Consider the following 26,692-nt stretch of genomic DNA (forward strand, 5'->3'; position numbering starts at 1 on the left):
CATGAGCACTATCAGGATGACGCCGCCAATCGCCGCGGCGCGGCTGGACCGCTCCTTTTGGCTGCAAAGCATCGATGCCGATGCGGCGACGCCGCCCTTGCAGGGCGACGAAACATGCGATGTGGCGATCGTCGGCGGTGGCTATGCCGGACTGTGGACGGCGCTGCGGCTCAAGGAGCAGGCGCCTGACATGCGCGTCACCATCCTCGAAGCCGATTTTTGCGGCTCCGGCGCATCGGGGCGCAATGGTGGGCAGGTTCACAGCTGGTTTGCAGAAATCGACCTTTTGCGCGCAATTATGGGCGATGACGATGCGCTCATGTTGTGCCGCGCGACCACTGACGCCATCGATGAACTCAAGGCATTGCAGGATGCGGGGACCATCGATATGGACCTTCGGTTCGACGGCTGGTTGTGGACCGCGAGTTCCATCGCTCAGGAAGGGGCATGGACAAAGGCCTGTGAGGACTGCCGCAAGGCGGGCGAAGACCGTTTCAGGCAACTCGGCGCGGCGGACATCCTGCGCCGCACCGGCTCCAGCGCATCCTATCTCGGTGTGGCTGAGGAAAAGGCCGGGACCGTCCAGCCTGCCAAGCTTGCATTGGGCCTGCGCAAGCTCGCTCTCGACAAGGGTGCGGTGATTCACGAACAAAGTCCGGTGCTGGAAATCACACCCGGAACGGACGTGAAATTGCGCACGGAGCGGGGTGCTTTGTCAGCGCGAAAGGTCGTTCTGGCCGCAAATGCGTGGCTTGCCGCTTTGCCGGAACTGCATCCCTATCTTTATGTCGTGAGCAGTCAGGTTATCGCCACAGCGCCTGCGCCGGACGAGCTTGCCCGGATAGGCTGGACCGATGGCGCATCGATCTGCGATGCGCAGCATCATGTGCTTTATTATCAGCGCACTCCGGCGGGACAGGTGATATTCGGTCGTGGAACTGGCGCTATCGCCTATCGGGACCGGATCGGGCCGCAATTCAATCGCAGCGGCGATCATGGCTTCGACAATATCCGCGAATTGCATCGGGTCTATCCGGGTTTAAGAGGCGTGCCGGTTCTTTACGACTGGTGCGGGCCCATCGACTGCACGGCCCAGCATCTGCCGGTCTTCGATCATTTGAAGGATCATCCGAACATTTTTTACGCCATGGGCTTCAACGGCACCGGGATTGCACAGGCACCCGTCGCGGGGCGCATCGTGGCAAGCCTTGTCTTGGGCAAGCAGGATCAATGGAGCCGGTGCGGTCTGGTCGGCATCGAAAAGCGCACGAAATTGCCGCCCGAGCCCTTGCGCTATGTGGGTGCGCGGATCGTGCGCGGCGCGATCCGATGCAAGAATGATGCGGAAATCGTGAACCGCAAGCCGGGCCGGACAGTGAAATTTCTAGCAAGCCTGGCTCCGTGATCATGTCTGGCTTCAATGCGATAATATTATAAAATCAAGGAACGGGAACCATGGCCGAACTGGCATTGAGAAATATCCGCAAGTCCTATGCCAATCTTGAGGTTCTGCATGGCATCGACCTCGACATAAAATCAGGCGAATTCATCGTTTTCGTCGGGCCTTCGGGGTGCGGAAAATCGACATTGCTGCGATCCATCGCCGGGCTGGAAACCATCACATCCGGCGATTTGGTGATCGACGGCAAGCGTATGAACGATGTGGCGCCCTCCAGGCGCGGAATTTCCATGGTGTTCCAGTCTTATGCGCTTTATCCGCATATGACGGTCTATGAAAACATGGCCTTCGGTCTGCGCATTGCGGGCGTGGCCAAGGCTGAAATAGATACGCGCGTGCGCAAGGCGGCGCAAATCCTGCAACTGAGCGATTATTTGCAGCGTTTGCCCAAGGCCCTGTCGGGCGGACAGCGGCAGCGCGTGGCGATCGGCCGGGCCATCGTGCGCAATCCGCGTGTGTTCCTTTTCGATGAGCCGCTGTCCAATCTCGATGCGGCCCTGCGTGTCGCGACGCGTATCGAGATAGCGAAACTCAAGGAAAGCATGCCCGATGTCACGATGATCTATGTGACGCACGATCAGGTGGAGGCCATGACGCTGGCCGACCGTATCGTCGTCTTCAGGAATGGCCACATCGAACAGGTTGGAACACCGATCGAACTGTATAAGAATCCGGCGAATATATTCGTCGCGCAGTTCATCGGATCGCCGTCGATGAACATTCTTGGCGGTGTTCTTTCGGGTGAAAGTCGGGTGGCGCTGGATTGCGGTGTGACGCTTGATGTGAAACCGCAAAATGCCTCCGCATATGCCGATAAAAGGGTCAGCATCGGGATCAGGCCGGAGGATGTTCGCATCGTCGAAAATGCGGATGTCGCAGGAGCGGTATTTGAAGGTGTTATCGATTTTATCGAGCATCTGGGAGAGATTCAGATTCTCTACGTGAACATGCCGAATGTTCAGCAAAAATTCCTGATAAAGGCGCACGGCAACATGAAATTCGGCAGGAAAGAAAAAATATTTTTCACTTCAAGCGCCGGTTGCATTCACCTTTTCGACGATGAAGGAAATAAATTTCCGCAATATGTTTGATATTTCAATATATTATCATGCCTTATTTTCTGACGAAGCTGAATGAGAATGCTGAACCTCTATGGTAGTCTTTTGCAAAGATGACGCGGCTGCCATCGGAGGAAAAGCATATTTCTTCGATCAGAAGGGCTGGTCCGAACTCTTCGAGTTCATGTAATTTTCTTGCTTCTTCGGGGATTTCGACGGAGGATACGCTGGCCGTTGAAGCAACCGGCGCCTTGTCGATGCGCGCCAGCAATTCCACGATGGAGCCATTCCAGTCCGTATCGGCTTCCGACAGGATGCCTGCGATTGTCTTGGGAATCCAGTCGATGGAATAGATGAGGGGTTGCCCGGAGCTTTTGCGTAGTCGTTCCACTTTCACCAATGGCGAACCGGCAGGAACCGCCAGTTTATTGGCGATCTCCTGAGGAGCCGGCACGGTCGCGAAACTCAGCAAATGGGTTTGCGCGCGATATCCATGGCTGCGGACCATCTCGGATACACTTTCAAATTTGGTGATGGGACGGGCGATAGACAGGGCAGCCCCTGCCGCAACGAACCGGCCTTTGCCCTGATGAACATCGATCACGGCTTCCTGCTCGAGCAGCTTGAGCGCTTCGCGAAGCGTCGGGCGAGAGACATGAAAACGTTCCGCCATGACCTTCTCTGTCGGCAATTTATCTCCCAGCGAGAGATTCATTTCCTGTATCAGGTCGAGGATGCCGGTTCTCAGTCGTTCAATGCCAGTCTCCTTGGGGCGCTCCATGTCTGCTCCTCTGAAAAACATTACAATTCAAACAACGCTGGAATGCGGTCATGATGCAAGCCACAGGAAAGGGCTATCTGCAATAGGATGCGCGCTTTTTGTGGAAGATAAGGACCGGAGGGGATGAAGCCGTGTCCACGATTTCTGGTATTGGGAACAACCGGACCATGCGTTCTTGTAGATGAAACGACGATTCCACCTTCTTCGCGAATCCACTGTTCGAGCCGTTCCGCCTGCGGGCTTGTCACATAGCCGGGGGCGAAACCTGCGGTGACGATCCCTCTGGAGCCGGCTGCGATAAAGGCGTCGATGGCTACGGCATCCGCTCCGCTATGGGTAGCGACGATATCGACCCGAGGGAGCATCTCCAGCCTTCGCCAATCCAGTTCCAGGAAGCTGGCGCGCGCGATCGGACGGCGATGGAAGCTTGGCTGTCCGCCGATGACCTGCGCGATCGGTCCAAGGTCTGGCGAGCGAAATGCGTCCAGGCCGAAGGTGGTGGTTTTCGTGACTTCGGACGGCAAGTGGACTTCGCCGTGCATGACCACGGCGACACCGATCTCCCGCATGGCGGGATGCGCCGCGACGCAGGCAGCCTGAAAGAAATTCATGTAGCCGTCGCTGCTTATCGCCGATGCCGGTCTTTGCGCGCCGGTCACGACAAGCGGAACAGGGAAATCCCATATGAGCGACAGGAAAAAGGCCGTTTCTTCCAGCGTGCCGGTGCCGTGGGTGAGAACGAAGCCGTCGATATCCGGTGCCTCCCGCAAGGTTCTCTCGCAAAGACGGCAGAGCGCGATCCACTGAGGCAGAGCGATATCGAAGCTTGGTGCGGACGGGAATTCGGTCGGCACGAAATTGAAACGGTCCGACAGCGCGCCGCAACGCTGGATCAGATCATTGGCGTTCAGGCTGCCGGCCTCGCCGTAGTCCCGGATTTCAAACGGATCGTTCGAGAGTGCGGTCAAGGTGCCGCCGGACGAGATGATGGCGATTCTGAGCCGTTTTGCTGTCATGTCGTCATTCATGGTGGTGGGCCTGATAGCGGGCGGTTGTCACAGGGAAAGGCGGCGGCTTGCCGTGTGATCCCGGATATGCAGCGCGCCGCGCGTTTGCTGAAGCTTTCCTATGTTGTTTGACATTAGTGACGGTGTCAAGTGGGGTGCTGACGTAAAATTATATAATAAAATCAATAGATAAATTATTTGAATGTCAATTTTTGAAAATGTATTGACAGATATCTATTCCGCTGTTTCTATAGTTGTCAAACAAGTTAAACCCAAAAAGTTGGCTCTCCAGCAGGGATGACGGCATGATGCAAGCGAATGCTGACGGCCACGGTGTCGTGTTCGACAAGGTGAACAAATGGTATGGCCAGATGCATGTCCTTCAGGACATCAGCTTCACGGTCGCACCGGGAGAAAAAGTCGTGGTGTGCGGTCCTTCCGGGTCGGGAAAATCCACGATGATCCGTTGCATCAACCGGCTTGAGGAATACCAGTCGGGTCGGTTGACGGTTAACGGAATCGAGGTGAACGGCCAGCGCCGTAATATCGAGCAGGTCCGGCGTCAGGTTGGAATGGTATTCCAGAACTTCAACCTTTATCCGCATCTCACGATCCTGGAAAATTGCACGCTCGCGCCTCGCTGGGTTCAGGGATTGCCGCGTGCCGAGGCCGAAGAACGCGCCATGCATTTCCTCAAGCGGGTCCGCATTCCAGATCAGGCCGGCAAATATCCAAGCCAGCTTTCCGGTGGACAGCAGCAGCGCGTCGCCATAGCGCGCTCGCTGTGCATGCAGCCTGACATCATCCTGTTTGACGAGCCGACCTCCGCCCTCGATCCCGAACTGGTGCGTGAAGTCCTCGATACCATGGTGTCGCTCGCCGAGGACGGCATGACGATGATCTGCGTTACCCATGAGATGGGCTTCGCGCGGCAGGTCGCGGACCGGGTCGTCTTCATGGACCGCGGCAGCATCATCGAGAGCGCGCCGCCGGAAGAGTTCTTTTCAAATCCGAAGGAAGAGCGCTCGCGCCTCTTTCTCAGCCAGATTCTGCACTGACTCCGAAGATGAGCAGGCGGGTCCGGGATTTCCCGGTTTCTGAAACCAACAGTGGGGACGTTACTATGAACATGAAAAGTTTGCGAACCGGAAAAGCTCTTCTTGCAGCGGTCATGCTGATGTCGGCTCTTGGCGGCGGCTCGGTGCGGGCTGCGGATATGCCGCCTCTTCCCGACAGCATCAAGAAGCAGGGAATGATCCGTATCGGCGTCAAATGCGACAGCCCGCCTTTCGGTGCATCCGCCGCGGATGGCTCGCCGAAGGGCATCGAGGTCGAAATGGCCAAGAAAATTGGCGAATTGGCCTTCGGTTCAGCCAAGGGCGCGGAACTGTCCTGCGTGACGAGCGAGGCGCGCATTCCATCGTTGAACTCCGGTAAGCTCGATCTGATACTGGCCACTCTCGGTCGCACGCCGGCCCGTCAGGAAGTCATTGATTTTTCCAACATCTATTTCTGGGGCACCTCCAATGTGCTCGTGCCCAAGGATAGCAAGGTCGAAAAGCTCGCCGATCTTTCCGGGAAGACTGTTCTGGTGGTGAAGGGCGCCTCGCAGATCAAATGGCTGAACGCCAACATCCCCGACATCAAGATTCTTCAGCTCAATACCACGGCGGATGGCATTCAGGCCCTGAAACAGGATCGCGCGGATGGCTTCGTCGGCGATGGCGGCCTGATCTATACGCTGGGCGCGAACTATCCTGAATTGCGCATTGTCGAAGAAGGGCTGGACCTTGGCGTCAACGCCATCGGCTTGCGCAAGAACGAACCCGAACTCAAGGCTTTCGTGGATGCTGCACTCGACCAGATGCGCAAAGACGGGTTTTACGAAAAAGTCATTCCGGAATTCGTCGATAATCCCGCCGTCGTCGGCGTCATGAAGAAAGGCTTCCTCGAACCCGCACCCAATCTCTGACTTTTTTGCGGGAAGCGGCATACTGCTTCCCGCGATTTTCTTTTCATTCGTAGATCGGAAGGGCCATGCTTTCCATTGACTGGGCCTATATCATCGCAGCGATCCCGGACCTCATGCGTGGTCTTGGCATGACGCTTGTCGTCAGCCTGCTGGCGATCCTGTTCTCGTTGGTAGTCGGCGTTGTCGGTTGTGCCATGCGTGTCAGCCGGTTTCGTCTGCTGCGTTATTTCGCGATCTGCTATGTCGAGTTCATCCGGGGCACGCCCTATCTCGTGCAGATATTCTTCATTTTTTATGGCTTGCCGAGCCTCGGGTTGAAAATGTCGATTTTCTGGTCGGGCGTGATCGCGCTGACGATATGGGCAAGCGCATTCCACATCGAAAGCTTTCGGGCCGGGCTTTCCTCGGTCAGCAAGGACATTCACAACGCTTCGGCGTCGCTGGGCCTGCACAACTGGCATCATCTGATCCTTGTCATATTGCCGATTGCGCTGCGGACCGCCCTGCCGTCCATGCTGAATACCATAGTGGGTACGATCAAGAATTCCGCCTATCTTCAGGCCATCGGACTGGTCGAACTGACATTCGTCGCCGTCGATCGCATCGCGCAGGATTATCGATCGGTCGAGATGTTCCTGTCCATCTGCGTGATCTATCTGGCGGTGATCCTGATCGCTTCCGGTGTCGGGCATCTGTTTGAGCACCGTCTCAACCGCCCTTATGCGGGGAGGTGACAATGGAATTGCTGTTTGAATACCGCCCCCTCTTGCTGAATGGTCTTCTCGTGACGTTGGCGCTGTCACTGGCCGTCGCCATTGGCGGCACGCTCTGGGCCATCGTGCTGACGGCGGGCGTCCTGTCACGCTATACGATCGTCAGCCGGTTTTTCTACATGGTGATGGAAGTGACGCGCGACATTCCGCTGATGGTCACGGTGTTGCTGATCTATTTCATCATGCCTCTGACGGGGATCAATCTCGACCCGTTCTGGTCCTGCTGGCTTGCCGTGTCGCTTTGGGGCGGGGCGAACGGAGCGCAAATCCTGCGCGCCGGTCTGGCTTCAGTCGGCAAGGGGCAACGTGAAACTGCCGAAGCCTTCGGGTTCAGCCCGCTCAAGGGATTGTTTCTCATCACCTTGCCCCAGGCCATGCCGGTCATCATCCCGCCCTATGTCGGATTGCTGACCTCGCTGGTACAGGCGACGTCGCTTGGAGCGGTCGTCGGAGCGACGGAGTTGTTTCGCGCCGGGCAGATCATCATCGAACAGACGACGATCCTTCAAGGCGGCAGCCCGGCATATCTGATCTATGGCACGATTCTCGTGGTCTATTTTTGCCTCTGCACGCTCATTTCCATGATTGGCGCACGGATCGAACAGATTTTCCTACGCCCTTATCGGGGCAGCGTCGCCAAAACCCGTGTCGAGGCCCGTGTGCACGATATCGAAGCCAACATATCGACGAGTGCGTAACCATGGACATCAAGGCACCTTCTCAAGCTCCTGATCAGGATATTTCGGCAAAACTACTGGCGGTTCTGGCTGACCAAGCACATCTGCCGGTGTCCCAGGTGGAACGCCGTGCTGCGGTCACGACGATTGGCGATACGATCGGCGTGATGCTGTCCGGCGCTGCCGATGTCCGTTCCCGGCGGTTGCTTTCCACGATGGCGACAGTCCCGCATGGCGCTTCCGGGCTTTCTCGCTTGCCGGGAGGCAATATGTGGGCCTCACCAACCGATGTTGCATTGGCGCTCGGCTTTTCCGCGCATCTTCTCGATTTTGACGACGATGAAACCGAGATCGCCATGGCGCATCTTTCGGCGCCATGCCTGCCGGCAGCTCTGGCTATCGCGGGACAAGCGGGCGGCGAGGCGGATGGGGCCGCTTTGATCGACGCCTATGTTGCCGGATGCCAGACGATGCTGGCACTGGGCCGCGCCGTCAATCCGGCGCTTTACAAGGCGGGCTGGCATGCGACTTCGGTGCTTGGCGCGTTCGGTGCGGTATCGTCTGCCGCACGGCTTCTGGCTTTGACGAAAGCGCAGACGGTTCACGCCTTTGGCCTTGTCGCTTCCCTCGCCTCCGGTCCGAGAGGGGCTTTCGGCGGGGAAGGCAAGCCGCTTCAGGTGGGGCAAGCGGCGGCTTCCGGCGTACGAGCGGCGCTGCTTGCGCAAGCCGGCTGGGCTTCCGCGCCGGGTGCTCTGGCTGGAATGCGGGGCGTGCTAACGCGCATGGTAGGGGATTTCAATGTCGCCGCCGATGAGGCGCTTGCACCGTTCCCGCCCATGGGCTTCGTCACCAAACCCTATCCAAGCTGCACGGCCACGCATGCCGCCGTGGCGGAAGTGCTGTCTCTAATGGCGCAACAGACCAAAGGGCGCGATGCGTCCGCCATCCGCAGCCTGCATTGTGCTGTCGATCCATTCGTCCCGCAGATATTGATAGGGCATGTCCCGGCCTCTGCGGATGAGGGGCGGTTTTCGTTGCCCTATTGCCTCGCGGTGGCAGCGGTCCATGGAAGCCTTGGCCTTCCGGCATTCACGACGGATGCCTTCTCAGTGGATGGACCCGGGGATGTGGCCGTCAAAGCCCTGATGTCCCGCATCGTTATCACCTCTACCGACGATCTTCCGAAGGGACCGAGCGGTATTTCCACGGGGGCGGTGATACGTATCGAGTGGCAGGACGGCCTTTCCGTGGAAGGGCGTCGCGATGCGGGGCCGGGAAGCGCCATGTCGCCGCTTTCAGATGCGGATTTGCGCGCGAAATTCGGCCTTTGCACCGCAGGCTTCCTCGAAAACGAACATCAGGATGCGTTATGGCGGCACATTCTGACTTTGGCTGAAGCGCCGTCAGCGGGGGCGTTCATCGACACGCTGCCCGCAATATTCACATTGCAAGGACAAGACTGATGAAAAATTCCGTGAGTGCGCGCTTGACAGAGCGAACCGCCGTGGAAGTCGCGCGAACGATTTACGAACCTCCCATGCAGGGCTTCGATGATGCCGCGCTGGACCGTATGTGCCGCTTGAACGAAGCCCATGCCGTCATGCTGGCCGACAAAGGCCTGATCAAACCGGAAATCGCTGGCGCACTTTTGCGCGGGATAGAGCAAATTCGAGCTGAAGGTGCTGCCCGCATCGACCTCGATCCGCAGTTTGAAGACAGCTATTTCGCATTTGAAAACCGTCTGGGTGAGGTTGCCGGAAAAGCCGTTGCGGGATGGCTGCATATTGGCCGAAGCCGCAACGATATCGGCTCCACACTTGACCGGATGGCGACCAAGGATGTCTGTCTCGAATTGCTTGATGCGATGAATGAGACGCGCAAGGCCTGCCTCGAAGCTGCCCGGCGTCATATCGAAACCGTCATCCCGGGCTACACGCATCTCCAGCCTGCCCAGCCGATCACATTCGGCTATTATCTCGCCAATGTGGCGCGCGGGATGGAACGGGAATACGAGCGTATCGCCGCCGTTTATCCTCGTGCCGATTTCTGTGCTCTTGGCTCGGCGGCATTGGCGGGCACTTCCTTCCCTATCGATCGCGACTGCGTCGCGCAGTTTCTCGGATTTGCCGCGATTGCCGCGCCGGGGCTGGATGCGGTTGCTTCGCGAGACTTCGTGAACGAGTTGCTTTGGTCGGTGACTAGCACCAATGTCCTGTTTTCGCGCGTGGCGCAGGATCTCTATACATTCACCACATGGGAATTCGGCACATTGTCCTTCCCGGATCGGGTGGCCGGAACCTCTTCGATCATGCCGCAGAAGAAGAACATGCTGCCGCTGGAATATTTCCGCGCCGAAGCCGGACGCAGTATCGGCGCGCTCGCGGGCAGTCTGTCTGCCGTGAAAGGCTCGAACTATTCAATCGGGCTTGATAGCGTGCGCGAAGGTGTCGCGGATGCCTGGCCCGCCTTTGCCCGTTTCAAGGCATCACTGCCGCTTTTGCGCCTCGTGCTTGAAACCGCAACGCCCAACGCGGAAAAACTGCTCAAGCGCTGCAACGAGAATTTTTCAACCGCCACCGATCTGGCGGATGGTCTGGTCCGCGATTTTGGCATTTCTTTCCGCGATGCGCATCATGTGGTTGGCCATGCCGTGCAGATCGTGATCGCGCAGGGAGGAGATGCGACGAAACTGACGGTCGAAGTGCTCAATCAGGCCGCCGAGGCCGAGATGGGCCGCAGCTTTGATCTCGCTGAAAAAGTGCTGCGCCAGTGGATGGACCCCGCTTCGGCGGTTGCGGCGCGCAAGGTTGCGGGTGGCACGGCACCGGAAGCAGTCGATGCCATTCTGGCCGATATGCGAAAGCGCCTCGAAGATGATGAAAGGACCGTGACGGAAAGGAAAGCCGCGCTTATGCGTGCAGCAGAAAATCTGGCTGGGCGTGTTGCCGGGGCGATCGCGTCAAGCACCTGAAACTACAAACTATTTGTTCTCTAAAGAACATTTCCCCTGTGCATGATCGTGCATGGAACAGATGCCGCATGCCTTCTTTTAACAATCCTTGAAAGGAACCGATATGTTCAATTTTGATGAAGCCCGCTTCTTGCGCATTCAGAAGGGCGCGGTGGATCTGGCCCCGCGCATCGATGCGGAAATTGGCGCTGCGATTGCCGATGGCGCGAAGAACATCTATTTCCTCGGTACAGGTGGTGTCGCCTACCTGATGGAACCAGCGGTTCAATTGCTGCACCGCAAATCGTCTTTCCCGGTTTACAAGGATTATCCGGCTGAAATCATTCTGACGGGTACGGCGAATCTGACCGAGAAATCGATCGTCATCATGCCTTCGCTGTCCGGCACCACGAAGGAAAGCGTGGCAATGCTGGGCAAGTTGAAGGAGATCGGCGCGAAGATCATCACGCTCGTCGGACATGCGGACACCCCGCTCGGTCTTGGCGGCAATCCGGCGCTGGTGAACTTCGCCGAAGACGATACCTCGTCCGAATCCTTCTATATCCAGTCGCTTATGGTCGCTTTGTCTGTCATGAAGGCGCGCGGTGAGATTGACAATTATGATGCGCTGGTGAACGGTCTTCAGACCATTCCGCAAGCGATGGTCGATGCCAAGGCCGCATTTGAACCGCGCGCCAAGGAATTTGCCGGCATCATTGCAGCTTCGGATTATCACATGTTCACCGGTGCGGGGAACATGTGGCCGGAAACGCTCTATTATGCGACTTGCATTCTGGAAGAAATGCAATGGATCAGGACGCGTCCCGTTCATGCCTCGGACTTCTTCCATGGTCCTCTCGAACTGATCGAAAAAGGCGTAAGTCTGATCCTGTTCCGGGGCGAGGACGCCTATGATGTGGTCGCGGAACGGGTCGCCCAGTTCGCCCCGCAATATACGGACAAGTTCACGATTATCTCGACGAGTGATTACTGTCCGCGCAGCCTTTCGCCCGAGTTGCGGGCATTGCTGTCGCCTGCTTTCATGGCGACACTGATGGAGCGCCTCAGCGCCCATCTGGAAGTAATGCGTGATCACCCGCTGGTGACGCGCCGCTATTACAAGCGCGTCGCTTATTGATAGCCATCTGCCGGACCCGGCGAACATGTCGGGTCCGGCGGAAAGATTATTCGATCAGGCGTTAGGGTCCACGATTTTGGTATCGGTCTGGCGATAGCGGAAGCGCACATCCGTCAGGCCAGCAGCGTCCGACAGTTCAGCGGCCAGAAGCTGCGCGGCCAGAATGTCGATAATGCCACGGAAAATCAGATCATCGCTTGCCGGTACGTGGAAGACGGTGAGCTTGCCGCTGTCCTTGATTTCAGTGTTGCTAGTAACGAGCAGTGCCGGAACGCCAATCGTGTCGAGGAACTGCGCAAGGCTGACTTCACGCGCATCACCGAACAGAATGACGCCTGTCGTCGCGTCCATGGCTTCCATCGGCCCGTGCAGATAATGGCGGGTTTCATAGCCGGAAGCAGGCAGACGAGCAGCTTCACGGATCAGCAGCGAAGCGCCATCGGCCGTACCGACAGACGCATAGGCACCCACGCAATCAATTGCGCGGCGCTCATGAAACAATTCGCCAAGGCGCGGCATTTTTTTGGTAGCGCGTGCCTGAATTTCTGCTGTTAGCTCGGCAAGCCTGTCCCATTCCGCGCCGCCTTTGCCGTAGATCGCATCGATCGCAAGGCCCGCGGCCAGCAAGGTTGCCGTGTAGCCGGTACTGGAAGGTGTTGCATCGGAGCCATTATTCAACTGGAGATGATAGGTGGCAGCCTGAGCGAGAGGGCTTTCGGCGCTGTTGGTGATGGCGAGGCTTTTTGCCTTCGGCAATTTTTGCAGCGCTTCCACCGTTTCGATGCTGCGTCCGCGATGGGATAGCGCCAGCACCGTATCGGCAATATCATATCCAGCCATCATCTCGCCCGAACGCACGGCGAAAGCCCTTTTGCCACGGCGTTGCAATTCTCCGGCAGCAACCACGGCGGCGGCGTAGCTGGCACCAATGCCGGTAATCGCTGTCACGCCTGCGTTCAATGGTGACAGGTCAAGCGTGGTGAGCTCGGAACGCGCCGCAGCCAACGTATCGGACAGGGCTTCGGGTTGTCTTGCAACTGTGGAACGATAGCTCATTTCTATGCCTTTTCTGGGGTTGATGCGGAAGAGGTTGTTGTGTGTCTGTCTGCCAGCCGTTCGGCCAGCACGATTGCGCCTTCGACCGGCGGACCGTCATGCAGGAAGACGGAGAAGTCATCGCCGACGATTTCGGTAACGCCCATTCGGAAGGCGTCCCATAACCGTGGTTGGGAAACGATCACGCTGCCGCCTGCAACCGCTGAAGTCGCCGTAGAACCGCGCGACTTGAGCCGGTGTACAAGATCGGCCAGCGCGCGACCGCCGTCGCGGATAACACCATCGGCAAGCGCAGATCCGGCATCCGCAGCATCGAAAACGAGACGGGCGTGTTTGCCGACTTCGCGTGCCGTGCCAAGCGCGGCCAGCCGGCTGCCGATGCGTGTGGGAGCGGGGATTTCAAGCGCCTCGAACAAAAGCGCAATCAACGGATCATCGAGTGTTTCACCGAGATCAAGGTGAAGTGCGACCGCCCGTGCGGCATCCCTTACGAGACTGGCGGCGCTGCCTTCATCGCCGATGATCCAGCCCCAGCCGCCAGCCACGAGCATTTCATTTTCTGCCGAACGGCACACCGCGATTGATCCGGTTCCGGCGACCACGCCGATCTGATGATCTAGCCCGAAAGCTGCTGGCATGAGTTCGGCATCGTTGACGACATGGATGCGCCAAGGCGCCACTGATTTTATGGCGGCCTCGAAAGATTCGCATTCCTCCTTGTCGTCGCAACCATGCGCGCCGATACCGACCGCCGCGACAGGCTCTCCTTCAGCGATACGGGACACCAGATCCGCCACGGCCTGCGCGTCGAGCAGCCAGTCGCGTTTGCGCCAATCGCTGCTCGGGACGACCATATCGCGTTGGCCGGTACGGGCTTTCAGGCGCAGATGCGTTTTAGTGCCGCCGATATCGATGCCGACGACGGCCATTCTTGGCGCTGACGGCGTTCTTTTTATCTGTATCGTCATACCGTCAATGCTTGCTTTCACGAATCCGCAATCCATCACCATCGAAAATACGCATGCCCGCCGGATCGAGCGTCAGGCTGCTACTGGGTGCCCCTGAATGGCGCGCGCCGTCGCTGCGGGCGATGACGGATGTGCCATTGGGTAGTTTCCCGTGAATGTAAGTGACGTCGCCGAGTTCTTCGGCGAAACTGATATCGAGCGGCAGTTCGTTCGCCGCGCCAGTTCCCGGACGGACATGTTCTGGGCGTATCCCCAAAGTGACCTGTTTGACGGCCGGATTGAAACCGCGAAATGGAACTTTCACGATCATATCGTCGCCGCCGACATGCTTGAGCACGATATGATCCGGCTCTACCTGAGAGACGTCGGCATCGATGAAATTCATTTTGGGAGAGCCTATGAAACCGGCAACAAAACGATTGTCGGGATCGTCATAGAGATCAAGCGGCTTGCCGAATTGTTGCACCACGCCGCCATTCATCACGACGATGCGGTCGGCAAGGGTCATGGCCTCGACCTGATCGTGGGTGACGTAGATCATCGTGGCGTCAAGCCGGCGATGCAGGTCGATCAATTCCGCGCGCATCTGCACACGCAGTTCGGCGTCCAAATTGGAAAGCGGTTCATCGAAAAGAAACACTTTCGGTTCGCGTACGATGGCGCGGCCGATGGCCACGCGCTGCTTCTGTCCGCCCGATAGCTGGCCCGGACGGCGTTCAAGCAACTGGTCCAGACGCAATATCGCGGCGGCCTTATCGACTTTGGCACGTATATCCTGCTTGCGCTCACCGGCCATGCGCAGCGCAAAGCCCATGTTTTCTGCAACCGTCATATGCGGATAAAGCGCATAGGACTGGAATACCATCGCCGTTCCGCGCTTGGCGGCATCGACATTGGTGACGCAGCGGTCTTCGATAAAAATGTCACCAGAGCTTGCGCTTTCAAGCCCCGTGATCATGCGCAGCAAGGTGGATTTCCCGCAGCCCGAAGGGCCGACGAAAACGATGAATTCGCCTGACTGAATGTCGAGATTGATGTCCCTGAGCACATTCGCGTGTCCGAACGACTTAGAAACAGAGGAAATTTTTAACGATGCCATGATGTGTCTTTCCTGTCTCCGTTCATCCTTTTGTACCGGACATTGCTATGCCCTCGACGATCTTGCGCTGGAAAATCAGGAAGAAGATCAATGGAGGCACGGCGGCCAGCAGGTTGGCCGTCATCACGACGTCAACGGTCTGATGTGAATATGGTGCGTTGAAGAGGCCTACGACCTGACCGACTGTGTAGGTGTCGGGTCGCGGGGCGACGATAAGCGGCCAGGCAAAATTGCCCCATGTCCGCATGAAGGTAAGGATTGCCAGCGTCACCATCGCGTTTCTGGACAGCGGCAAGGCAATGTACCAGTAGATCTTGAAGTGGCTGGCTCCGTCGAGACGCGCCGCCTCGATCATCTCCATGGGCAGCGAGCGCATGAACTGGACCAGCAGGAACAGGCCGAAGGCCGATGCCAATCCCGGCACCACCAGTCCCTGCATCGTATTCAGCCAGCCGAGATCGGCGACAAGCAGATAGGTGGGAATGATGGTCACGATGGAGGGAACCATCAGGGAAAGCATCACAAGCCCGAACAACACCTTCTTGCCCGGAAAATCGAACAGGGCGAATTCAAAGGCGGCCATGGACCCGATGAGCAGAACGCCGAGGATGGTCAACAGCGCATAGGTAACGGTGATGAAATAGGCACGCAGATAAGGCGTTTCCAGAAGGATCATGCGGATTTTGGAAAGACCGGATTCCAGCGAAGTCGGATAAAGCCGCGGGTCGATCGACACAGGCGTTCCGGGGTCGGAAAAGACCACGTTGATCATCCACCAGATCGGAAATATGGCAACGATGGTGACGCAAATCGCAACGATCCATTTGAGGAAGCGCCAGGTCCAGATGTCGGCAATGATCGCCCAACCGGTCTGCGGGGAAACGCTATCCGTATTCATTTCACTTTCCTCCAGGAGCGCAATGCGAACATGACGCCGGTAAAGAGCATGATGATGATTGCCAGAATGAAGCCATAGGCGGTTGCTTCGCCGAAACGGACTTCTCCGAAGGCACGTCCCATCATGTCCATGACCGGGAAGAGCAGCGCGCCGCGCCGTCCGCCATAGGAGGTGAAGGACGATCCGGTCAGAAGCCACGGCACGTCGAAAACCTGAAGCGCGGAAATGAAGCCGTAAGTCACGACGAAATAAAGAACCGGCGCCAGCATGGGGATGGTTACGAAACGCACCTGCTGGAAACGGCTTGCGCCATCGAGATGCGCGGCTTCGTAGAGGTCTTGCGGTATGTTTTTCAACCCCGCAAGCAGGATCACCATATTGAAACCGGCGGATACCCATACATCGACTGCGATCATCGAGTAGAGCATCATTCCCGTATCATTAAGGAAATTGATGGCGGGAATACCGAGCCAGCCAAGCACCATGTTGATGAGGCCGAAATTGGGTGCATACATCCAGCGCCAGATCGTGGCGGCAAGGAAGGCGGGCAGAACGACCGGCAGAAAGAAGGCGCTGCGGAAGAAATTGGCCCAGAAGCCGGTGAAACTGTCGACGAGAAGCGCCAGCGCCAAGGCGATGATAATGCCAAGCGGTACGGTGATGACGATGTAGATCGCCAGATTCTCCATGGCGCGCGAGAAGTCCCGCGATGTGAGAACAGACTGATAATTGGCAAGCCCGACAAAATGAGGCTCGCTTGCGGCATTCCAGCTATGAAAGCTGTAAAACAGCCCGCTCGCCAGTGGATATAGAAAGAATACCGCAAACAGAATGCCAAATGGCAGAACCATTGCATAATGTGGCAGGAGACGTCTTGCGCTCATCTCAGGTCCGTTGCTCGTGTTCGATAGGCTATTGATCGCGGAAATCCGCCCAGACAAAACTATTCATGTGTGCGGATATGTTTCGGCTGGCGGCAGTGGAGGCCACAGTGCCGCCAGCAGCACATTATTTTTCAGCCAGGCATGCATTGAGCTCGTCAATAAGCTCTTCAGCGCCTTCGTCGGGGGTATATTCCTCATCTGCTACAGCCGAAGCCATGTCGGTAATGGCCTGGCGATAGCAGTTGGGGATTGGCTTGACGAAGTAAGGTGGCTGCACATCCATCGCATAGCGAACAGCTTCAACCGATGTCTTGACCAGCGGCAGGGCATCGACCTCCGGATCGGCCATGGCGGCAGCATTGGCATTATAGCGCGACAACAGCTTCGCCCAGCGTGCCATCTGGGTTTTCTCGGTGATGAAAGCCGCGAACTTCCAGGCTATTTCACGATTGGGTCCGGGGGCAACGCCGACGAATTCGTAACTGCGAACGCCGCCATGATCTCCGGCATTGCGGCTTGGCAACAGTACGAAATCATATTTCAGGCCGGATTCTGCCGCAGCCTTTGCATAAGTCGGGTTGAGCCAGGGGCCGGATGTGTGGAAGGCGAGCTGGTTCGTGATGAAAAGGTCGCGTGTCGCTTGATCGTTGCGGCTGGTTCCGCTGTTGAGCTTTGCCATATCGACGAATGTCTGCAGTGTACGGGCCAGGGATTCCTTGTCGATTGCCGTCTTGTTGGTCGTAAAATCGACGGTCCAGTTCTTCTTGTCACCGACGATGGCATAGAATGCCGCGACGCCGTTGAAAACCTGCGTCATATCCGGGATAGCGTAGCTTCCCGCCTGTTTGACCTTCTGCATCTGGGCCAGCCATTCATCCCATGTCGCGGGCGGAACGGATGTATCGATCCCGGCCTTTTCGAGCACGGTCAGATTGCGGTACACGATTTCGCCAAAGCCGGTATAGGGCAGGCAATACATGGTTTCAGGCGCGGGCGAGCAGGCCTTGATGGCTTCCGGGTTGAACTGGTCGCGGAATTCCTGTGGCATCGCCATCCAGTCGGAATAGATATTGGCGAGCGCTTTTACATCGACAAGCTGTGCGCCGACGGCCAGACCGTTCATAAAGACGTCAGGCAGGTTCCCGGATGCGGCACCCGCTATTTGTCCTGATGTCAGATCATCATCGCCACGACCGGAAATGACGATTTTGACGCCGGGATTGGCTTTTTCAAATTCTGCGATGAATTCCTGCTGCAATTTCAACGCGTCGCCCTGCGCGAAGTCGGAATAAACCCAATATTGGAGTTCCTGAGCGCTTGCGGCACCTGCCACGGATATGGCAGCGGCGGCCAACAGTGCCGTCTTGCATTTAGAAAAATTCATTCCTGTTTCCTCTTTGTAACGGCTTTTGACGCCGCGATAGTTCCACCATCATTATTATGTTAGGAAGCCTAACAAACAAAATCGGACTTAGGCAATACAAAAATGAAACTTTTTTGAGAGGTGCTGAATCAGCGCGGTTAACGGGGGAAGGGGGAGGCATGCCCTGCGAATGAGCGAGCGGGAATGATAAAACAAATGTGGGAGCGCCCGCCGGATGGCTGGTTGCCATCGCGGATACTCCAACTCTTTGAATCTACGCATCGTACTTTCCGAAAATCGATTCCGATTTTCGGGCCGACGCTGTCGGGTCTGGTTTATGAATGGGTGGAATCTAAAAGGGGGAGGATATGGGTTCGCCCAGAACCCATTTTACAGCATGATCGCATGCCAGCTTTTCAATCCCCAGAACGGTCGCATCGGAACCGAGCGTACTCACACGCACTTCGACCGGATAGCTGAGTTTGTTTGCCGTTTCCTCCACGATTGGCCGCAGCAGAGGATTGCCGCCCAGCCCCCCGCCTAGCACAACGACACCGGGATCGACGATTGCCACACAACTCGCGACGACCGCACCTATATCCTCCGCGTGGTGCGTAACATGGATGGTCGCCGTAGCGTTGCCTTCGGCGTGAAGCGTCATCAGTTCCGCGGCATCTCGTGGTGCGGGGCCGGAATCGTTTGGCCATTGCGCCAAAACCCGCTGCATGAAGGCATGCGTGCCGATATAGCGTTCCATTTCGCCTGCGATCGGGTGTCTGTCGGGGCCGAACGGGAAGGCCAGATGTCCGATTTCTCCGGCGGCGCCGTTGCGGCCACGCAAGACTTTGCCGCCGAGCATGATGCCCATGCCCATCTTCAAACCGATCTGCACATAGGCGAATGTTTCGATGTCCTGGGCGGCGCCATTGAAATGTTCGGCGACAGCCGCGCAATTGACGTTGTTTTCCAGAATGAGCGAAACGCCGGCCGGCGGTGTGAAACGGCTGAAAATCTCATTTTCCCGTGTCAGGCGAGCATCGCCTTGTTGTCCGACCACGCGCGCGGGCAGGGCAATGCCCAATGCGCGCAGAGGCCCCCAACCGGTTTCTGTCGCCGCCAGCGTTTCTTCGACTTCTTCGGCAACGGCGGCACTTATTTCCTCTCCCAGGAGCAACTGGCTTTCGGGCAAACGATAAACCCGGCTATGCAGTAGTCTGCGGTCGAGGGCGGAGACCCGGAGCCGGATATGGGTCGATCCCGCATCGACGGCAATGACATGGCCCGCGCTTGCCGCGACCCGATAAATCGAAGCCTTGCGGCCAACTTGTCCTTGACGCTCGCCGGTCTTGACAACAAGCTCATGCAGTTCCAGTTCGGTTATGGCCGCCGAAAGCGTTGGTCTGGATAGCCCAAGAACTTCACCGAGTTGCGGGCGCGTTTGCGGCCCGCCTTGCGTCAGGAGATGAAATATCGCCCGCGCGCTTGCTGTCAGCATTGGTCCCGGAAGGAGTTCTGTTGCGTCTGGCAAGAAAGCCTCTTTAATTTGTTAAGTTGTTTTCCAAAACGTGCAATATGACGAGAATCGCCGGATCGCTTTCATATATTGAACAACAAATTCCTTTTTCGGTCGCCGTCAAGCCGCCAGCAGCCGACGTGGCCTGGATCAGGCTACACCATCCGGCAAATAAAATCGGAAACGAGGATGTAACGATGAATGATGAAACTGAAATACTGGCGCTTCTGAAACGGTGGGATATCCAGCAGGAAGGCTACATCAAGGAGCGCGAAGAGCGGTTCGGCATCATGTTCGAGATTCTGGAAGCAGCATTCGGCGATGGCTTTAGCGTCATCGATGCGGCCTGCGGTCCGGGCTCGCTGGCGCTGCGATTGCTTGACCGCTTTCCCCGCGCAAAAGTGATTGCGGTGGATATCGATCCGGTACTCTTGGAGATTGCCCGTGTCGTACTCGCTCCCTATGGTGAGCGTGCCAGCGTAGTCGAGGCGGATTTGTCGGCGCCATCCTGGTCGGCGACTGTTATGGAAGGCTTCGCAGCGCTTGGTGCCGATACGCCATCAGCACTTGTTTCGACAACGGCGCTGCACTGGCTGTCGCCCGGTGCTTTGGCCGAATTATATGGTGCTACGGCAGAGATCTTACAGCCCGGCGGTATCGTGCTGAACGGCGACCATATGCGCTTTGATGACCGCTGGCCGACACTTCGCAGCGTCGCCAAGATGGTTCGAGACCGGAAAGAAGCGGAAGCAGTTGAAAATGGCGCGGACGACTGGGCGGCATGGTGGGCTTCTGTGGCGGAGCTACCGCGCTTCGCCGCATTGAAACCGGCCCGCGACGCATTTTTCGCCTCGCGCGCACCAAAACGTAAGACGAGCGGCGACGACTGCTCTGTGGATTTTCATGTCGCTGCACTGCGCCATGCTGGTTTTAGCGAAACAGGGACAGCATGGCAGAACTTCGACAATTATGTTGTTTTTGGCCGCCGGCCTTTGGAATAGGTTTGGCCGAGCGGGCTTTCTCTCCAGTCACCGGTTGCTGTCGTGGCTTGGCAAGAATGGCCGCGGCCTGCGACGGTAGGCTGTTCGGCATCCTCTTGCTGTGGCGTCAGATGGGCAAGGCTTGCAAAGCGCCACGTTGGCTATGTGAAACCGGTTATCGACATAGCCGTGAATTATGAAAGTAATTGGCCATTTTCCAATGTCCGTATTGTCTCGCCGAGAAGAGCGGCGATAGCCCGATCATGGGTAAACAGGACAAGTGCGGCATTGCGCCTTTGTCTGACTTTATCGAGCAGATCGACAATTTGCCGTTTCGCGATCATGTCCAGCGCGGCGGTGGGTTCATCGGCTACGATCACGTCGGGCGAGAAGATCAGTGCTCGGGCAATGACCAGTTTCTGTGCCTCGCCGCCGGAGAGATGGCTGACACGTCTTTCAAGAAAATCGTCGTTGGTGGGGAGATGGGTTTCCGTCAGCAACGTCCGAATGCGGTTTTTTCTGGAGTCTTTACCCACTCTCCATTGCCCATGGTGTTCCGCTGCTAAAATCAATCCCTCCGCAAGAACGTCTTCCACCGTGAAATGGGATGCCATGGCCGCATGCGGCTTTTGCGAAACGAGAACGGAGCGGGGTGCGGTTTCGTCAGCCGTTTCTCCTGAGCGCCATAGGCATTGGCCGGACTGGATCGGCTCGAAGCCTGTCAGCAGCCGCGCCATGGTCGATTTTCCTACCCCGCTTGCTCCCATGATCGCGACACTGCTCCCGGCCGGGACATAAAGATCCACCTCTTTCAATATGCGTTTTTCCCCAAAGCTATGGGAAAGTTTTGAGACGACCAGTCCAGTATGTGTGGCGGCCCGTCCTTTCGGTGCCGGTCGATCACCGATAATGTGATCTCTGACAAGCGAGCGCGTATAGGCATGTTTGGGATCTGCGAATATGTGGCCCGTCCGGCCTGTTTCGACAAGGCGGCCGTGCCGTAGCACGCCGATGCGGTCGGCCAGCGCGCTCGCCACCTCAATGTCATGGGTAATCAGCAACTGGCTTCGATTGTTGCGCTGCTCTTTGAACAAACGGATAGCAGCGGCCTTGTTCTCCGCGTCGAGCGAAGCCGTCGGTTCATCGAGCACCAGATTACGCGGAGCGGGGACGCTCTATGTGCAATATTTTGAATTCCTCAAGGGCGCCTTGCAGGGCAATCTGGGCGAAAGCTATGTCTATAACCAGCCGGCGTTGCAGGTCATTCTCCAGCGCCTGCCGGCCACGCTCGAACTGGCTATAAGCGCCACGCTCCTGTCCGTTCTCATCGGCATTCCGTTGGGGCTTTATGCCGGTCTTCGCTCCGACGGCTGGCTGGCGAAGACGCTTATGGCGGGAAGTATCCTCGGGTTTTCGCTGCCGACCTTCTGGATCGGGCTGATGCTGATCATGGTCTTTGCGGTGCAACTCGGCTGGCTGCCGTCAAGCGGACGCGGGGAGACTGTGGACGTTTTCGGCGTCGGCTGGTCCTTCCTGACGCTCGACGGTCTGCGCCATCTGCTGCTTCCCGCGCTCAATCTGTCGCTTTTCAAGATCGCGCTTGTCATGCGGCTTGTCCGCGCCGGCGTTCATGAGGTGCTGCCGCAGGATTACATCCGCTATGCGCGCGCCCGCGGCCTGACGGAAAAGCGCGTCATTTTCGTCCATGTCCTCAAGAATATCATGATTCCGGTCGTCACCGTCATAGGCCTTGAATTCGGCTCGGTCATCGCGTTTTCGGTCGTCACGGAAAGCATCTTCGCATGGCCGGGTATGGGCAAGCTCATCATCGACAGCATCAATGTTCTCGACCGGCCCATCATGGTCGCCTATCTCATGATGATCGTTCTGGTCTTTGTCTGCATCAATCTTGTCGTCGACATCATTTACACGCTGCTCGATCCGCGTGTCCGTCTCGGCGCGAAAGGAAGCGCATAATGTCCAGCCTCAACGAAACCGAGACAGCTTCCATTTCCACCGTTCCGACAAACCGGCCGTGGCAGCGCTTCGTGCGCGATTTCCGCAAGTCGCGCATTGCGATGACTGCGCTTGGCGGGCTTGTGCTTGTGGTGCTTGCGGCGATTTTCGCACCGCTGATCGCACCGCAAAATCCCTATGACCTGATGCAGCTCGACATCATGGACGGTCTGCTTCCACCCGGCTCACCCTCTGCCGCCGGTGGTTATACCTATCTGCTCGGAACCGACGATCAGGGCCGCGATATACTCTCCGGCATTCTTTATGGGTTGCGCATATCGCTGATGGTGGGTGTTGTTTCGGCTCTGGTCGCGGCTCTGGTTGGCGCTTCGCTCGGCCTTTTCGCTGCTTATGCTGGCGGACGCACCGAAAGCGCGATCATGCGCATTGTGGATTTGCAGCTTTCGTTTCCGTCGATTCTCGTTGCGCTGATGATCCTTGCTTTTCTCGGCAAGGGCGTCGGCAATGTGGTGCTGGCGCTCATCATCGTCGAATGGGCTACCTATGCCCGCACGGCGCGTGGCACGGCGCTGGTTGAAACCCGGCGCGAATATATCGAGGCCGCATCCTGTCTGGGTGTTCCACTCTACCGGATCATCTTCCGTCATCTGCTGCCCAACTGTCTACCGCCGCTGATCGTCATCGCCACGGTGCAGATCGCGCGCGCCATCGCGCTTGAAGCGACGCTCTCGTTTCTCGGTCTGGGTGTACCTGTCACCGAGCCGAGCCTCGGTCTGCTGATCTCCAACGGCTATCAGTACATGCTCTCCGGCCAGTACTGGATGAGTTTCTATCCCGGCATTGCCCTGCTGCTCGTCATCGTCGCTATCAATCTCGTCGGCGACCACCTGCGCGATGTATTCAATCCGAAGGGCCGTGCATAATGTTGAACCAGAGACAGCTTGAAATACCTGCCGATAACTGCCTGATTTCGGTTCAGGGACTGAAGACATCCTTTCTCGTCAATGATGTGTGGACGCCGGTCGTCAAGGATATTTCATTCGATATCGGGCGCGGCGAAACCGTTGCGGTCGTGGGTGAATCCGGTTCCGGCAAAAGCGTCACCGTCATGTCGATCATGCGGCTCCTGCCATCCAGAACCAGCCGTATCGAAGGCAATGTGACTTTTGACGGCCGCAGTCTCCTTTCCCTGTCCGGTGAGGAAATGCGCCGGATCAGGGGCAATGAGATTGCCATGATCTTTCAGGAAACGAGCCTCAATCCGGTCTATACGGTTGGTTTCCACATGATCGAGACGCTGCGTCAGCATCGCAATATCTCGCATGAAGAAGCACGGCGCGAAGCGATCCAGCTTCTGGAAAAGGTTCGCATTCCATCAGCCGAAAAACGGCTTGAGGAATATGCGCACCAATTTTCCGGCGGTATGCGCCAGCGCGTGATGATTGCCATTGCGCTGGCCTGCAAGCCGAAGCTTTTGATCGCAGACGAGCCGACGACGGCGCTCGACGTGACGATCCAGGCGCAGATTCTCGAACTGATCAAGGAATTGCAGGACGAGGAAGGCATGTCTGTCATGTTCATAACGCACGATATGGGCGTGGTGGCGGAAATAGCCGACCGGACCGTCGTCATGTATCTGGGCGATGCGGTCGAGCAGGGGCAGACGGCGCAGATTTTCAATGCGCCGAAGCATCCCTATACGCGCGCCCTGCTGTCGGCGGTGCCGCGCATGGGGGAAATGGGCGACCAGCCTTTGCCCAAGCGTTTTCCCATCGTCAACAAGCAGACGGGAGAAATGGCGCCGCTGCCGGAGACGCCGGACACGGTCAGCAAGGCGCCACAGCCCATTCTGCGCGTCAAGAACCTCGTGAAGAGGTTCGATATTCATGGCGGTTCTTTCGGCCAGCCGACCGGGCGCGTACACGCCGTTGAAAACGTGTCCTTCGATCTGCGGGAAGGCGAAACCTTGTCGCTGGTCGGGGAATCGGGTTGCGGCAAATCCACGACGGGCCGGTCGGTGATGCGCATCATCGAGCCGACATCGGGGTCGGTCATGGTCGGAGACACGGATATGGCGAAGCTTGGAAAATCCGGGCTTCGCGACATGCGCAGGCAGATGCAGATGATCTTCCAGGATCCTGTTTCCAGCCTCAATGCCCGGATGACCGTGGGGGAGGCGATCTCCGAGCCTTTCCTCATGCACAGGCTGGGATCGCGCAAGCAGGCGCGGGAAAAAACGGCCGACCTTCTTGTGCGCGTCGGATTGCGGGCCGATATGGCCAACCGCTATCCACATGAATTCTCGGGCGGGCAGCGCCAGCGCATCAGCATCGCCCGTGCCCTCATCCTCGATCCGAAGCTGATTATCGCCGACGAATCCGTATCGGCGCTCGATGTTTCGGTGAAGGCGCAGGTCATCAACCTGATGCTCGATCTTCAGCAGAGCATGGGGCTGGCCTATCTTTTCATCTCGCATGATATGGCTGTGGTCGAACGTGTCAGTCATCGCGTGGCGGTTATGTATCTTGGCGAGATCGTGGAGATCGGTCCGCGCGCCGCGATATTCGACAATCCGCAACATGCCTATACCAGAAAGCTGATTTCCGCAGTGCCGATCGCCGATCCTGAGCGGCGTAATCTGCGCCGCGGGGTTGCCAATGATGAGCTGAAAAGCCCGATGCGCCCGCTGGATTTTGTTTCGCCGGAGCGGCAGTATATTGAAATCAATCCGGGGCATCTGGTGCAGCAGAATTAGGGACGTGTTTTGAGTGGTTTGGCGCATGACGGCGAGTGGCGCTGTCATGCGTCCAGATCATGATCCCAGGCGGTGACCGTGATTCCGATCCTTGGAAAAGAGTGAATTCTGTTTGCAGATTATCGCCGACTATGACAGCAAAACAAGATGCCCGGTTTCTTCGTGCCTAAATAATTACTTGCAGCAAATGTCGGTATCGGTAGTTGCGTGCCCCCGCAACCAACGATAACTGCACTTGCACCAAGCCCTTCTTAACGAAGGGCTTTTTTGCGTTTAAGCCTTCGCACATCCTAACCATAAGAACGGCCAGAAGTGCCTCGGTCTTCCGGGACGGGACTTTAGCCGCGATGACCGGTCAGCCATCGCCGGGCGTCTGCCTTGCCTGAAGTGCTCGACCCAGCGCGACAAGATCTTGCGGGCAACGCCACGGCCATCTCCTCTCGACGCAAAGGCGTCAGTCGGACATTCTCGGGAATGTTCGTTCGAAGCGATCCTGGAAAATTGAGACTTGCTAACTCCAGCCTCCTAAATCCGCCCCGTATGGACAACCTTCCGAAAGCTCACAGCGCGAGCACGCAAATGTGCAATGGAGAATGAAGAAATCGTTCGGGCACCCAAAAGTGCTGGACTGCTTTGTTTACGTCTTCTGCCTGTCGTGGGGATAAGCCGCATCGTTCGAGAACTTTCGCATTGCCGATGGCGTCATCCTGAAACGCTGGCGGAATGCTCTGTTAAAGTATGAAAGGTCACCAAATCCAATCTCGTATGCGATGGTGCTTATTGGCCGGTCACTGGATCGTAGAACAATCATGCGCGCCATCTCCAGGCGGCGCGCAAGCACATAGCGTGAGAAGGTCGTCTTTTCTGCCTGAAAAAGCTTCTGTACCTGACGCGTGGTCACATTAAACTTCAAAGCAACGGCCCCGAGGTCAAAACGGGTGTCGGAGAGGTGGGTCTCAATGAAGGCCTTGATACGCGATAAATTTATCCCCGATTGGTTCTTTATACTTTCATTGCAAAAATATTCGAGCACAATAGGCAGTACCTGCCGGAAGTGGGTAACAATCATTTCAGCTTCACCGGGGGCGTGTGCTCCGCGCATAAGCAGATAAGCACCATGGGTCATGAGGAGCTTCAGCGGAGGATACGCCTTGGCGATGGGGCGCATGAGAAAATTTTCTATTGATTGTTTTGATACTGGGAAATACCCAGACGGCAATCTTCCGCAGTCGATGCGGCCCCCCTGTGGCAGTCGCCACTCGAATGGAGATGTCGCTGGAAGAAAAATGTCATTAAGCATGGAATAAGGACCCCATTTGAGGGGTTATCGGCATCCAAACGGGACCCCTTATTTAAAGGGTAACATGACCTTCGATTTCAATCG

General features: G+C 57.1%; 23 protein-coding genes and 2 pseudogenes. 13 read left to right on the forward strand and 12 right to left on the reverse strand.

Annotation, left to right across the window (positions count from 1 at the left end; translation table 11 throughout):
* The first annotated feature begins 1 nt into the window (after position 1).
* Together VBH83_RS12450 and VBH83_RS12455 are read left to right on the forward strand one after the other, a co-directional pair.
* Positions 2–1,405, forward strand: a complete 1,404-nt coding sequence (locus VBH83_RS12450; RefSeq protein WP_396997936.1) for an NAD(P)/FAD-dependent oxidoreductase — start codon at positions 2–4, stop codon at positions 1,403–1,405.
* A 50-nt stretch (positions 1,406–1,455) separates the two neighbouring features.
* Entirely contained in the window at positions 1,456–2,550 is a 1,095-nt protein-coding gene (locus VBH83_RS12455) for an ABC transporter ATP-binding protein (protein ID WP_396997938.1), read from the forward strand.
* A gap of 22 nt (positions 2,551–2,572) precedes the next feature.
* Here VBH83_RS12455 and VBH83_RS12460 read toward each other — a convergent pair whose 3' ends face one another.
* Together VBH83_RS12460 and VBH83_RS12465 are read right to left on the reverse strand one after the other, a co-directional pair.
* On the reverse strand, positions 2,573–3,298 hold the full coding sequence (locus VBH83_RS12460; protein WP_119039546.1) for a GntR family transcriptional regulator: 726 nt from the start codon (positions 3,296–3,298) through the stop codon (positions 2,573–2,575).
* Between the two features lie 20 nt (positions 3,299–3,318).
* Complete coding sequence (locus tag VBH83_RS12465; RefSeq protein WP_396997941.1) at positions 3,319–4,326, reverse strand: asparaginase; 1,008 nt, start codon at positions 4,324–4,326, stop codon at positions 3,319–3,321.
* 287 nt (positions 4,327–4,613) lie between these two features.
* Between VBH83_RS12465 and VBH83_RS12470 the strand changes: the two genes are divergently transcribed.
* The 7 genes from VBH83_RS12470 (at position 4,614) to VBH83_RS12500 (ending at position 11,815) form a co-directional block, all read left to right on the forward strand.
* Entirely contained in the window at positions 4,614–5,363 is a 750-nt protein-coding gene (locus VBH83_RS12470) for an amino acid ABC transporter ATP-binding protein (protein ID WP_396997979.1), read from the forward strand.
* A gap of 65 nt (positions 5,364–5,428) precedes the next feature.
* On the forward strand, positions 5,429–6,277 hold the full coding sequence (locus VBH83_RS12475; RefSeq protein ID WP_396997943.1) for a transporter substrate-binding domain-containing protein: 849 nt from the start codon (positions 5,429–5,431) through the stop codon (positions 6,275–6,277).
* A gap of 65 nt (positions 6,278–6,342) precedes the next feature.
* Positions 6,343–7,011: an amino acid ABC transporter permease gene (locus VBH83_RS12480; protein WP_396997945.1), complete on the forward strand. Its 669-nt coding sequence runs from the start codon at positions 6,343–6,345 to the stop codon at positions 7,009–7,011.
* A gap of 2 nt (positions 7,012–7,013) precedes the next feature.
* Entirely contained in the window at positions 7,014–7,748 is a 735-nt protein-coding gene (locus VBH83_RS12485; protein ID WP_396997947.1) for an amino acid ABC transporter permease, read from the forward strand.
* A 2-nt stretch (positions 7,749–7,750) separates the two neighbouring features.
* A complete protein-coding gene (locus VBH83_RS12490) occupies positions 7,751–9,190 on the forward strand; it encodes an MmgE/PrpD family protein (RefSeq protein WP_396997949.1) in 1,440 nt (479 codons plus the stop codon).
* On the forward strand, positions 9,190–10,698 hold the full coding sequence (argH, locus tag VBH83_RS12495) for an argininosuccinate lyase (RefSeq protein WP_396997951.1): 1,509 nt from the start codon (positions 9,190–9,192) through the stop codon (positions 10,696–10,698). Before VBH83_RS12490 ends, argH begins: the two co-directional genes overlap by 1 nt.
* Before the next feature lie 103 nt (positions 10,699–10,801).
* Positions 10,802–11,815 carry an SIS domain-containing protein gene (locus VBH83_RS12500; protein ID WP_396997953.1) on the forward strand — a complete coding sequence of 338 codons (1,014 nt, stop codon included), beginning with the start codon at positions 10,802–10,804 and terminating at the stop codon, positions 11,813–11,815.
* 54 nt (positions 11,816–11,869) lie between these two features.
* On the opposite strand, the gene VBH83_RS12505 is transcribed toward VBH83_RS12500, so the two are convergent.
* From VBH83_RS12505 to VBH83_RS12535, 7 genes are all read right to left on the reverse strand, one after another.
* Entirely contained in the window at positions 11,870–12,871 is a 1,002-nt protein-coding gene (locus VBH83_RS12505) for an SIS domain-containing protein (RefSeq protein ID WP_396997955.1), read from the reverse strand.
* Between the two features lie 2 nt (positions 12,872–12,873).
* A complete protein-coding gene (locus VBH83_RS12510) occupies positions 12,874–13,800 on the reverse strand; it encodes an N-acetylglucosamine kinase (RefSeq protein WP_396997957.1) in 927 nt (308 codons plus the stop codon).
* 43 nt (positions 13,801–13,843) lie between these two features.
* Positions 13,844–14,938: an ABC transporter ATP-binding protein gene (locus VBH83_RS12515; protein ID WP_396997959.1), complete on the reverse strand. Its 1,095-nt coding sequence runs from the start codon at positions 14,936–14,938 to the stop codon at positions 13,844–13,846.
* A 22-nt stretch (positions 14,939–14,960) separates the two neighbouring features.
* Positions 14,961–15,836 (reverse strand): carbohydrate ABC transporter permease, encoded by an 876-nt coding sequence (locus tag VBH83_RS12520; protein WP_396997961.1) that lies wholly within the window; start codon positions 15,834–15,836, stop codon positions 14,961–14,963.
* Positions 15,833–16,720, reverse strand: coding sequence for a carbohydrate ABC transporter permease (locus VBH83_RS12525; RefSeq protein WP_396997963.1), 888 nt, complete (start codon positions 16,718–16,720; stop codon positions 15,833–15,835). Before VBH83_RS12525 ends, VBH83_RS12520 begins: the two co-directional genes overlap by 4 nt.
* 124 nt (positions 16,721–16,844) lie before the next feature.
* Positions 16,845–18,104 (reverse strand): extracellular solute-binding protein, encoded by a 1,260-nt coding sequence (locus VBH83_RS12530; RefSeq protein ID WP_396997965.1) that lies wholly within the window; start codon positions 18,102–18,104, stop codon positions 16,845–16,847.
* Positions 18,105–18,435: 331 nt separating this feature from the next.
* On the reverse strand, positions 18,436–19,611 hold the full coding sequence (locus VBH83_RS12535; protein WP_396997967.1) for an ROK family transcriptional regulator: 1,176 nt from the start codon (positions 19,609–19,611) through the stop codon (positions 18,436–18,438).
* A gap of 182 nt (positions 19,612–19,793) precedes the next feature.
* Between VBH83_RS12535 and VBH83_RS12540 the strand changes: the two genes are divergently transcribed.
* Positions 19,794–20,597 (forward strand): class I SAM-dependent methyltransferase, encoded by an 804-nt coding sequence (locus VBH83_RS12540; protein ID WP_396997969.1) that lies wholly within the window; start codon positions 19,794–19,796, stop codon positions 20,595–20,597.
* Between the two features lie 173 nt (positions 20,598–20,770).
* Here the strand turns inward: VBH83_RS12540 and VBH83_RS12545 are convergent, their stop codons facing one another.
* Positions 20,771–21,727 carry an ATP-binding cassette domain-containing protein gene (locus VBH83_RS12545; protein ID WP_396997971.1) on the reverse strand — a complete coding sequence of 319 codons (957 nt, stop codon included), beginning with the start codon at positions 21,725–21,727 and terminating at the stop codon, positions 20,771–20,773.
* Positions 21,728–21,749: 22 nt separating this feature from the next.
* On the opposite strand from VBH83_RS12545, the pseudogene VBH83_RS12550 reads away from it, so the two are divergent.
* From VBH83_RS12550 to VBH83_RS12560, 3 genes and pseudogenes are all read left to right on the forward strand, one after another.
* Positions 21,750–22,553 (forward strand): annotated as a pseudogene (locus VBH83_RS12550) (ABC transporter permease); the annotation flags it as partial.
* Positions 22,553–23,476 (forward strand): ABC transporter permease, encoded by a 924-nt coding sequence (locus VBH83_RS12555; RefSeq protein ID WP_396997973.1) that lies wholly within the window; start codon positions 22,553–22,555, stop codon positions 23,474–23,476. The pseudogene VBH83_RS12550 and the gene VBH83_RS12555, both read left to right, overlap by 1 nt.
* The gene (locus VBH83_RS12560; RefSeq protein WP_396997975.1) at positions 23,476–25,308 is read left to right on the forward strand and encodes an ABC transporter ATP-binding protein; all 1,833 of its coding nucleotides are present in this window, start codon (positions 23,476–23,478) and stop codon (positions 25,306–25,308) included. Before VBH83_RS12555 ends, VBH83_RS12560 begins: the two co-directional genes overlap by 1 nt.
* 327 nt (positions 25,309–25,635) lie before the next feature.
* Here VBH83_RS12560 and VBH83_RS12565 read toward each other — a convergent pair.
* Both VBH83_RS12565 and VBH83_RS12570 read right to left on the reverse strand, forming a co-directional pair.
* Positions 25,636–25,742: pseudogene (locus VBH83_RS12565) on the reverse strand (IS481 family transposase); the annotation flags it as partial.
* A gap of 203 nt (positions 25,743–25,945) precedes the next feature.
* Complete coding sequence (locus VBH83_RS12570) at positions 25,946–26,608, reverse strand: helix-turn-helix transcriptional regulator (protein WP_396997977.1); 663 nt, start codon at positions 26,606–26,608, stop codon at positions 25,946–25,948.
* Between the last annotated feature and the right edge of the window lie 84 nt (positions 26,609–26,692).

It is taken from the genome of Ochrobactrum sp. S1502_03, from assembly GCF_044435015.1.
GTDB classification, from domain to species: Bacteria; Pseudomonadota; Alphaproteobacteria; order Rhizobiales; family Rhizobiaceae; genus Brucella; species Brucella chromiisoli.

Excerpts from the sequence above, each read along its gene's own strand:
- VBH83_RS12530 (WP_396997965.1), bottom strand. The coding sequence starts at position 18,104 with ATGAATTTTTCTAAATGCAAGACGGCACTGTTGGCCGCCGCTGCCATA.
- VBH83_RS12515 (WP_396997959.1), bottom strand. The coding sequence starts at position 14,938 with ATGGCATCGTTAAAAATTTCCTCTGTTTCTAAGTCGTTCGGACACGCG.
- VBH83_RS12560 (WP_396997975.1), top strand. The coding sequence starts at position 23,476 with ATGTTGAACCAGAGACAGCTTGAAATACCTGCCGATAACTGCCTGATT.
- VBH83_RS12540 (WP_396997969.1), top strand. The coding sequence starts at position 19,794 with ATGAATGATGAAACTGAAATACTGGCGCTTCTGAAACGGTGGGATATC.
- VBH83_RS12510 (WP_396997957.1), bottom strand. The coding sequence starts at position 13,800 with ATGGCCGTCGTCGGCATCGATATCGGCGGCACTAAAACGCATCTGCGC.
- VBH83_RS12455 (WP_396997938.1), top strand. The coding sequence starts at position 1,456 with ATGGCCGAACTGGCATTGAGAAATATCCGCAAGTCCTATGCCAATCTT.
- VBH83_RS12505 (WP_396997955.1), bottom strand. The coding sequence starts at position 12,871 with ATGAGCTATCGTTCCACAGTTGCAAGACAACCCGAAGCCCTGTCCGAT.
- VBH83_RS12490 (WP_396997949.1), top strand. The coding sequence starts at position 7,751 with ATGGACATCAAGGCACCTTCTCAAGCTCCTGATCAGGATATTTCGGCA.
- VBH83_RS12465 (WP_396997941.1), bottom strand. The coding sequence starts at position 4,326 with ATGAATGACGACATGACAGCAAAACGGCTCAGAATCGCCATCATCTCG.
- VBH83_RS12500 (WP_396997953.1), top strand. The coding sequence starts at position 10,802 with ATGTTCAATTTTGATGAAGCCCGCTTCTTGCGCATTCAGAAGGGCGCG.
- argH (WP_396997951.1), top strand. The coding sequence starts at position 9,190 with ATGAAAAATTCCGTGAGTGCGCGCTTGACAGAGCGAACCGCCGTGGAA.
- VBH83_RS12525 (WP_396997963.1), bottom strand. The coding sequence starts at position 16,720 with ATGAGCGCAAGACGTCTCCTGCCACATTATGCAATGGTTCTGCCATTT.
- VBH83_RS12460 (WP_119039546.1), bottom strand. The coding sequence starts at position 3,298 with ATGGAGCGCCCCAAGGAGACTGGCATTGAACGACTGAGAACCGGCATC.
- VBH83_RS12555 (WP_396997973.1), top strand. The coding sequence starts at position 22,553 with ATGTCCAGCCTCAACGAAACCGAGACAGCTTCCATTTCCACCGTTCCG.
- VBH83_RS12520 (WP_396997961.1), bottom strand. The coding sequence starts at position 15,836 with ATGAATACGGATAGCGTTTCCCCGCAGACCGGTTGGGCGATCATTGCC.
- VBH83_RS12570 (WP_396997977.1), bottom strand. The coding sequence starts at position 26,608 with ATGCTTAATGACATTTTTCTTCCAGCGACATCTCCATTCGAGTGGCGA.
- VBH83_RS12470 (WP_396997979.1), top strand. The coding sequence starts at position 4,614 with ATGCAAGCGAATGCTGACGGCCACGGTGTCGTGTTCGACAAGGTGAAC.
- VBH83_RS12475 (WP_396997943.1), top strand. The coding sequence starts at position 5,429 with ATGAACATGAAAAGTTTGCGAACCGGAAAAGCTCTTCTTGCAGCGGTC.
- VBH83_RS12480 (WP_396997945.1), top strand. The coding sequence starts at position 6,343 with ATGCTTTCCATTGACTGGGCCTATATCATCGCAGCGATCCCGGACCTC.
- VBH83_RS12485 (WP_396997947.1), top strand. The coding sequence starts at position 7,014 with ATGGAATTGCTGTTTGAATACCGCCCCCTCTTGCTGAATGGTCTTCTC.
- VBH83_RS12450 (WP_396997936.1), top strand. The coding sequence starts at position 2 with ATGAGCACTATCAGGATGACGCCGCCAATCGCCGCGGCGCGGCTGGAC.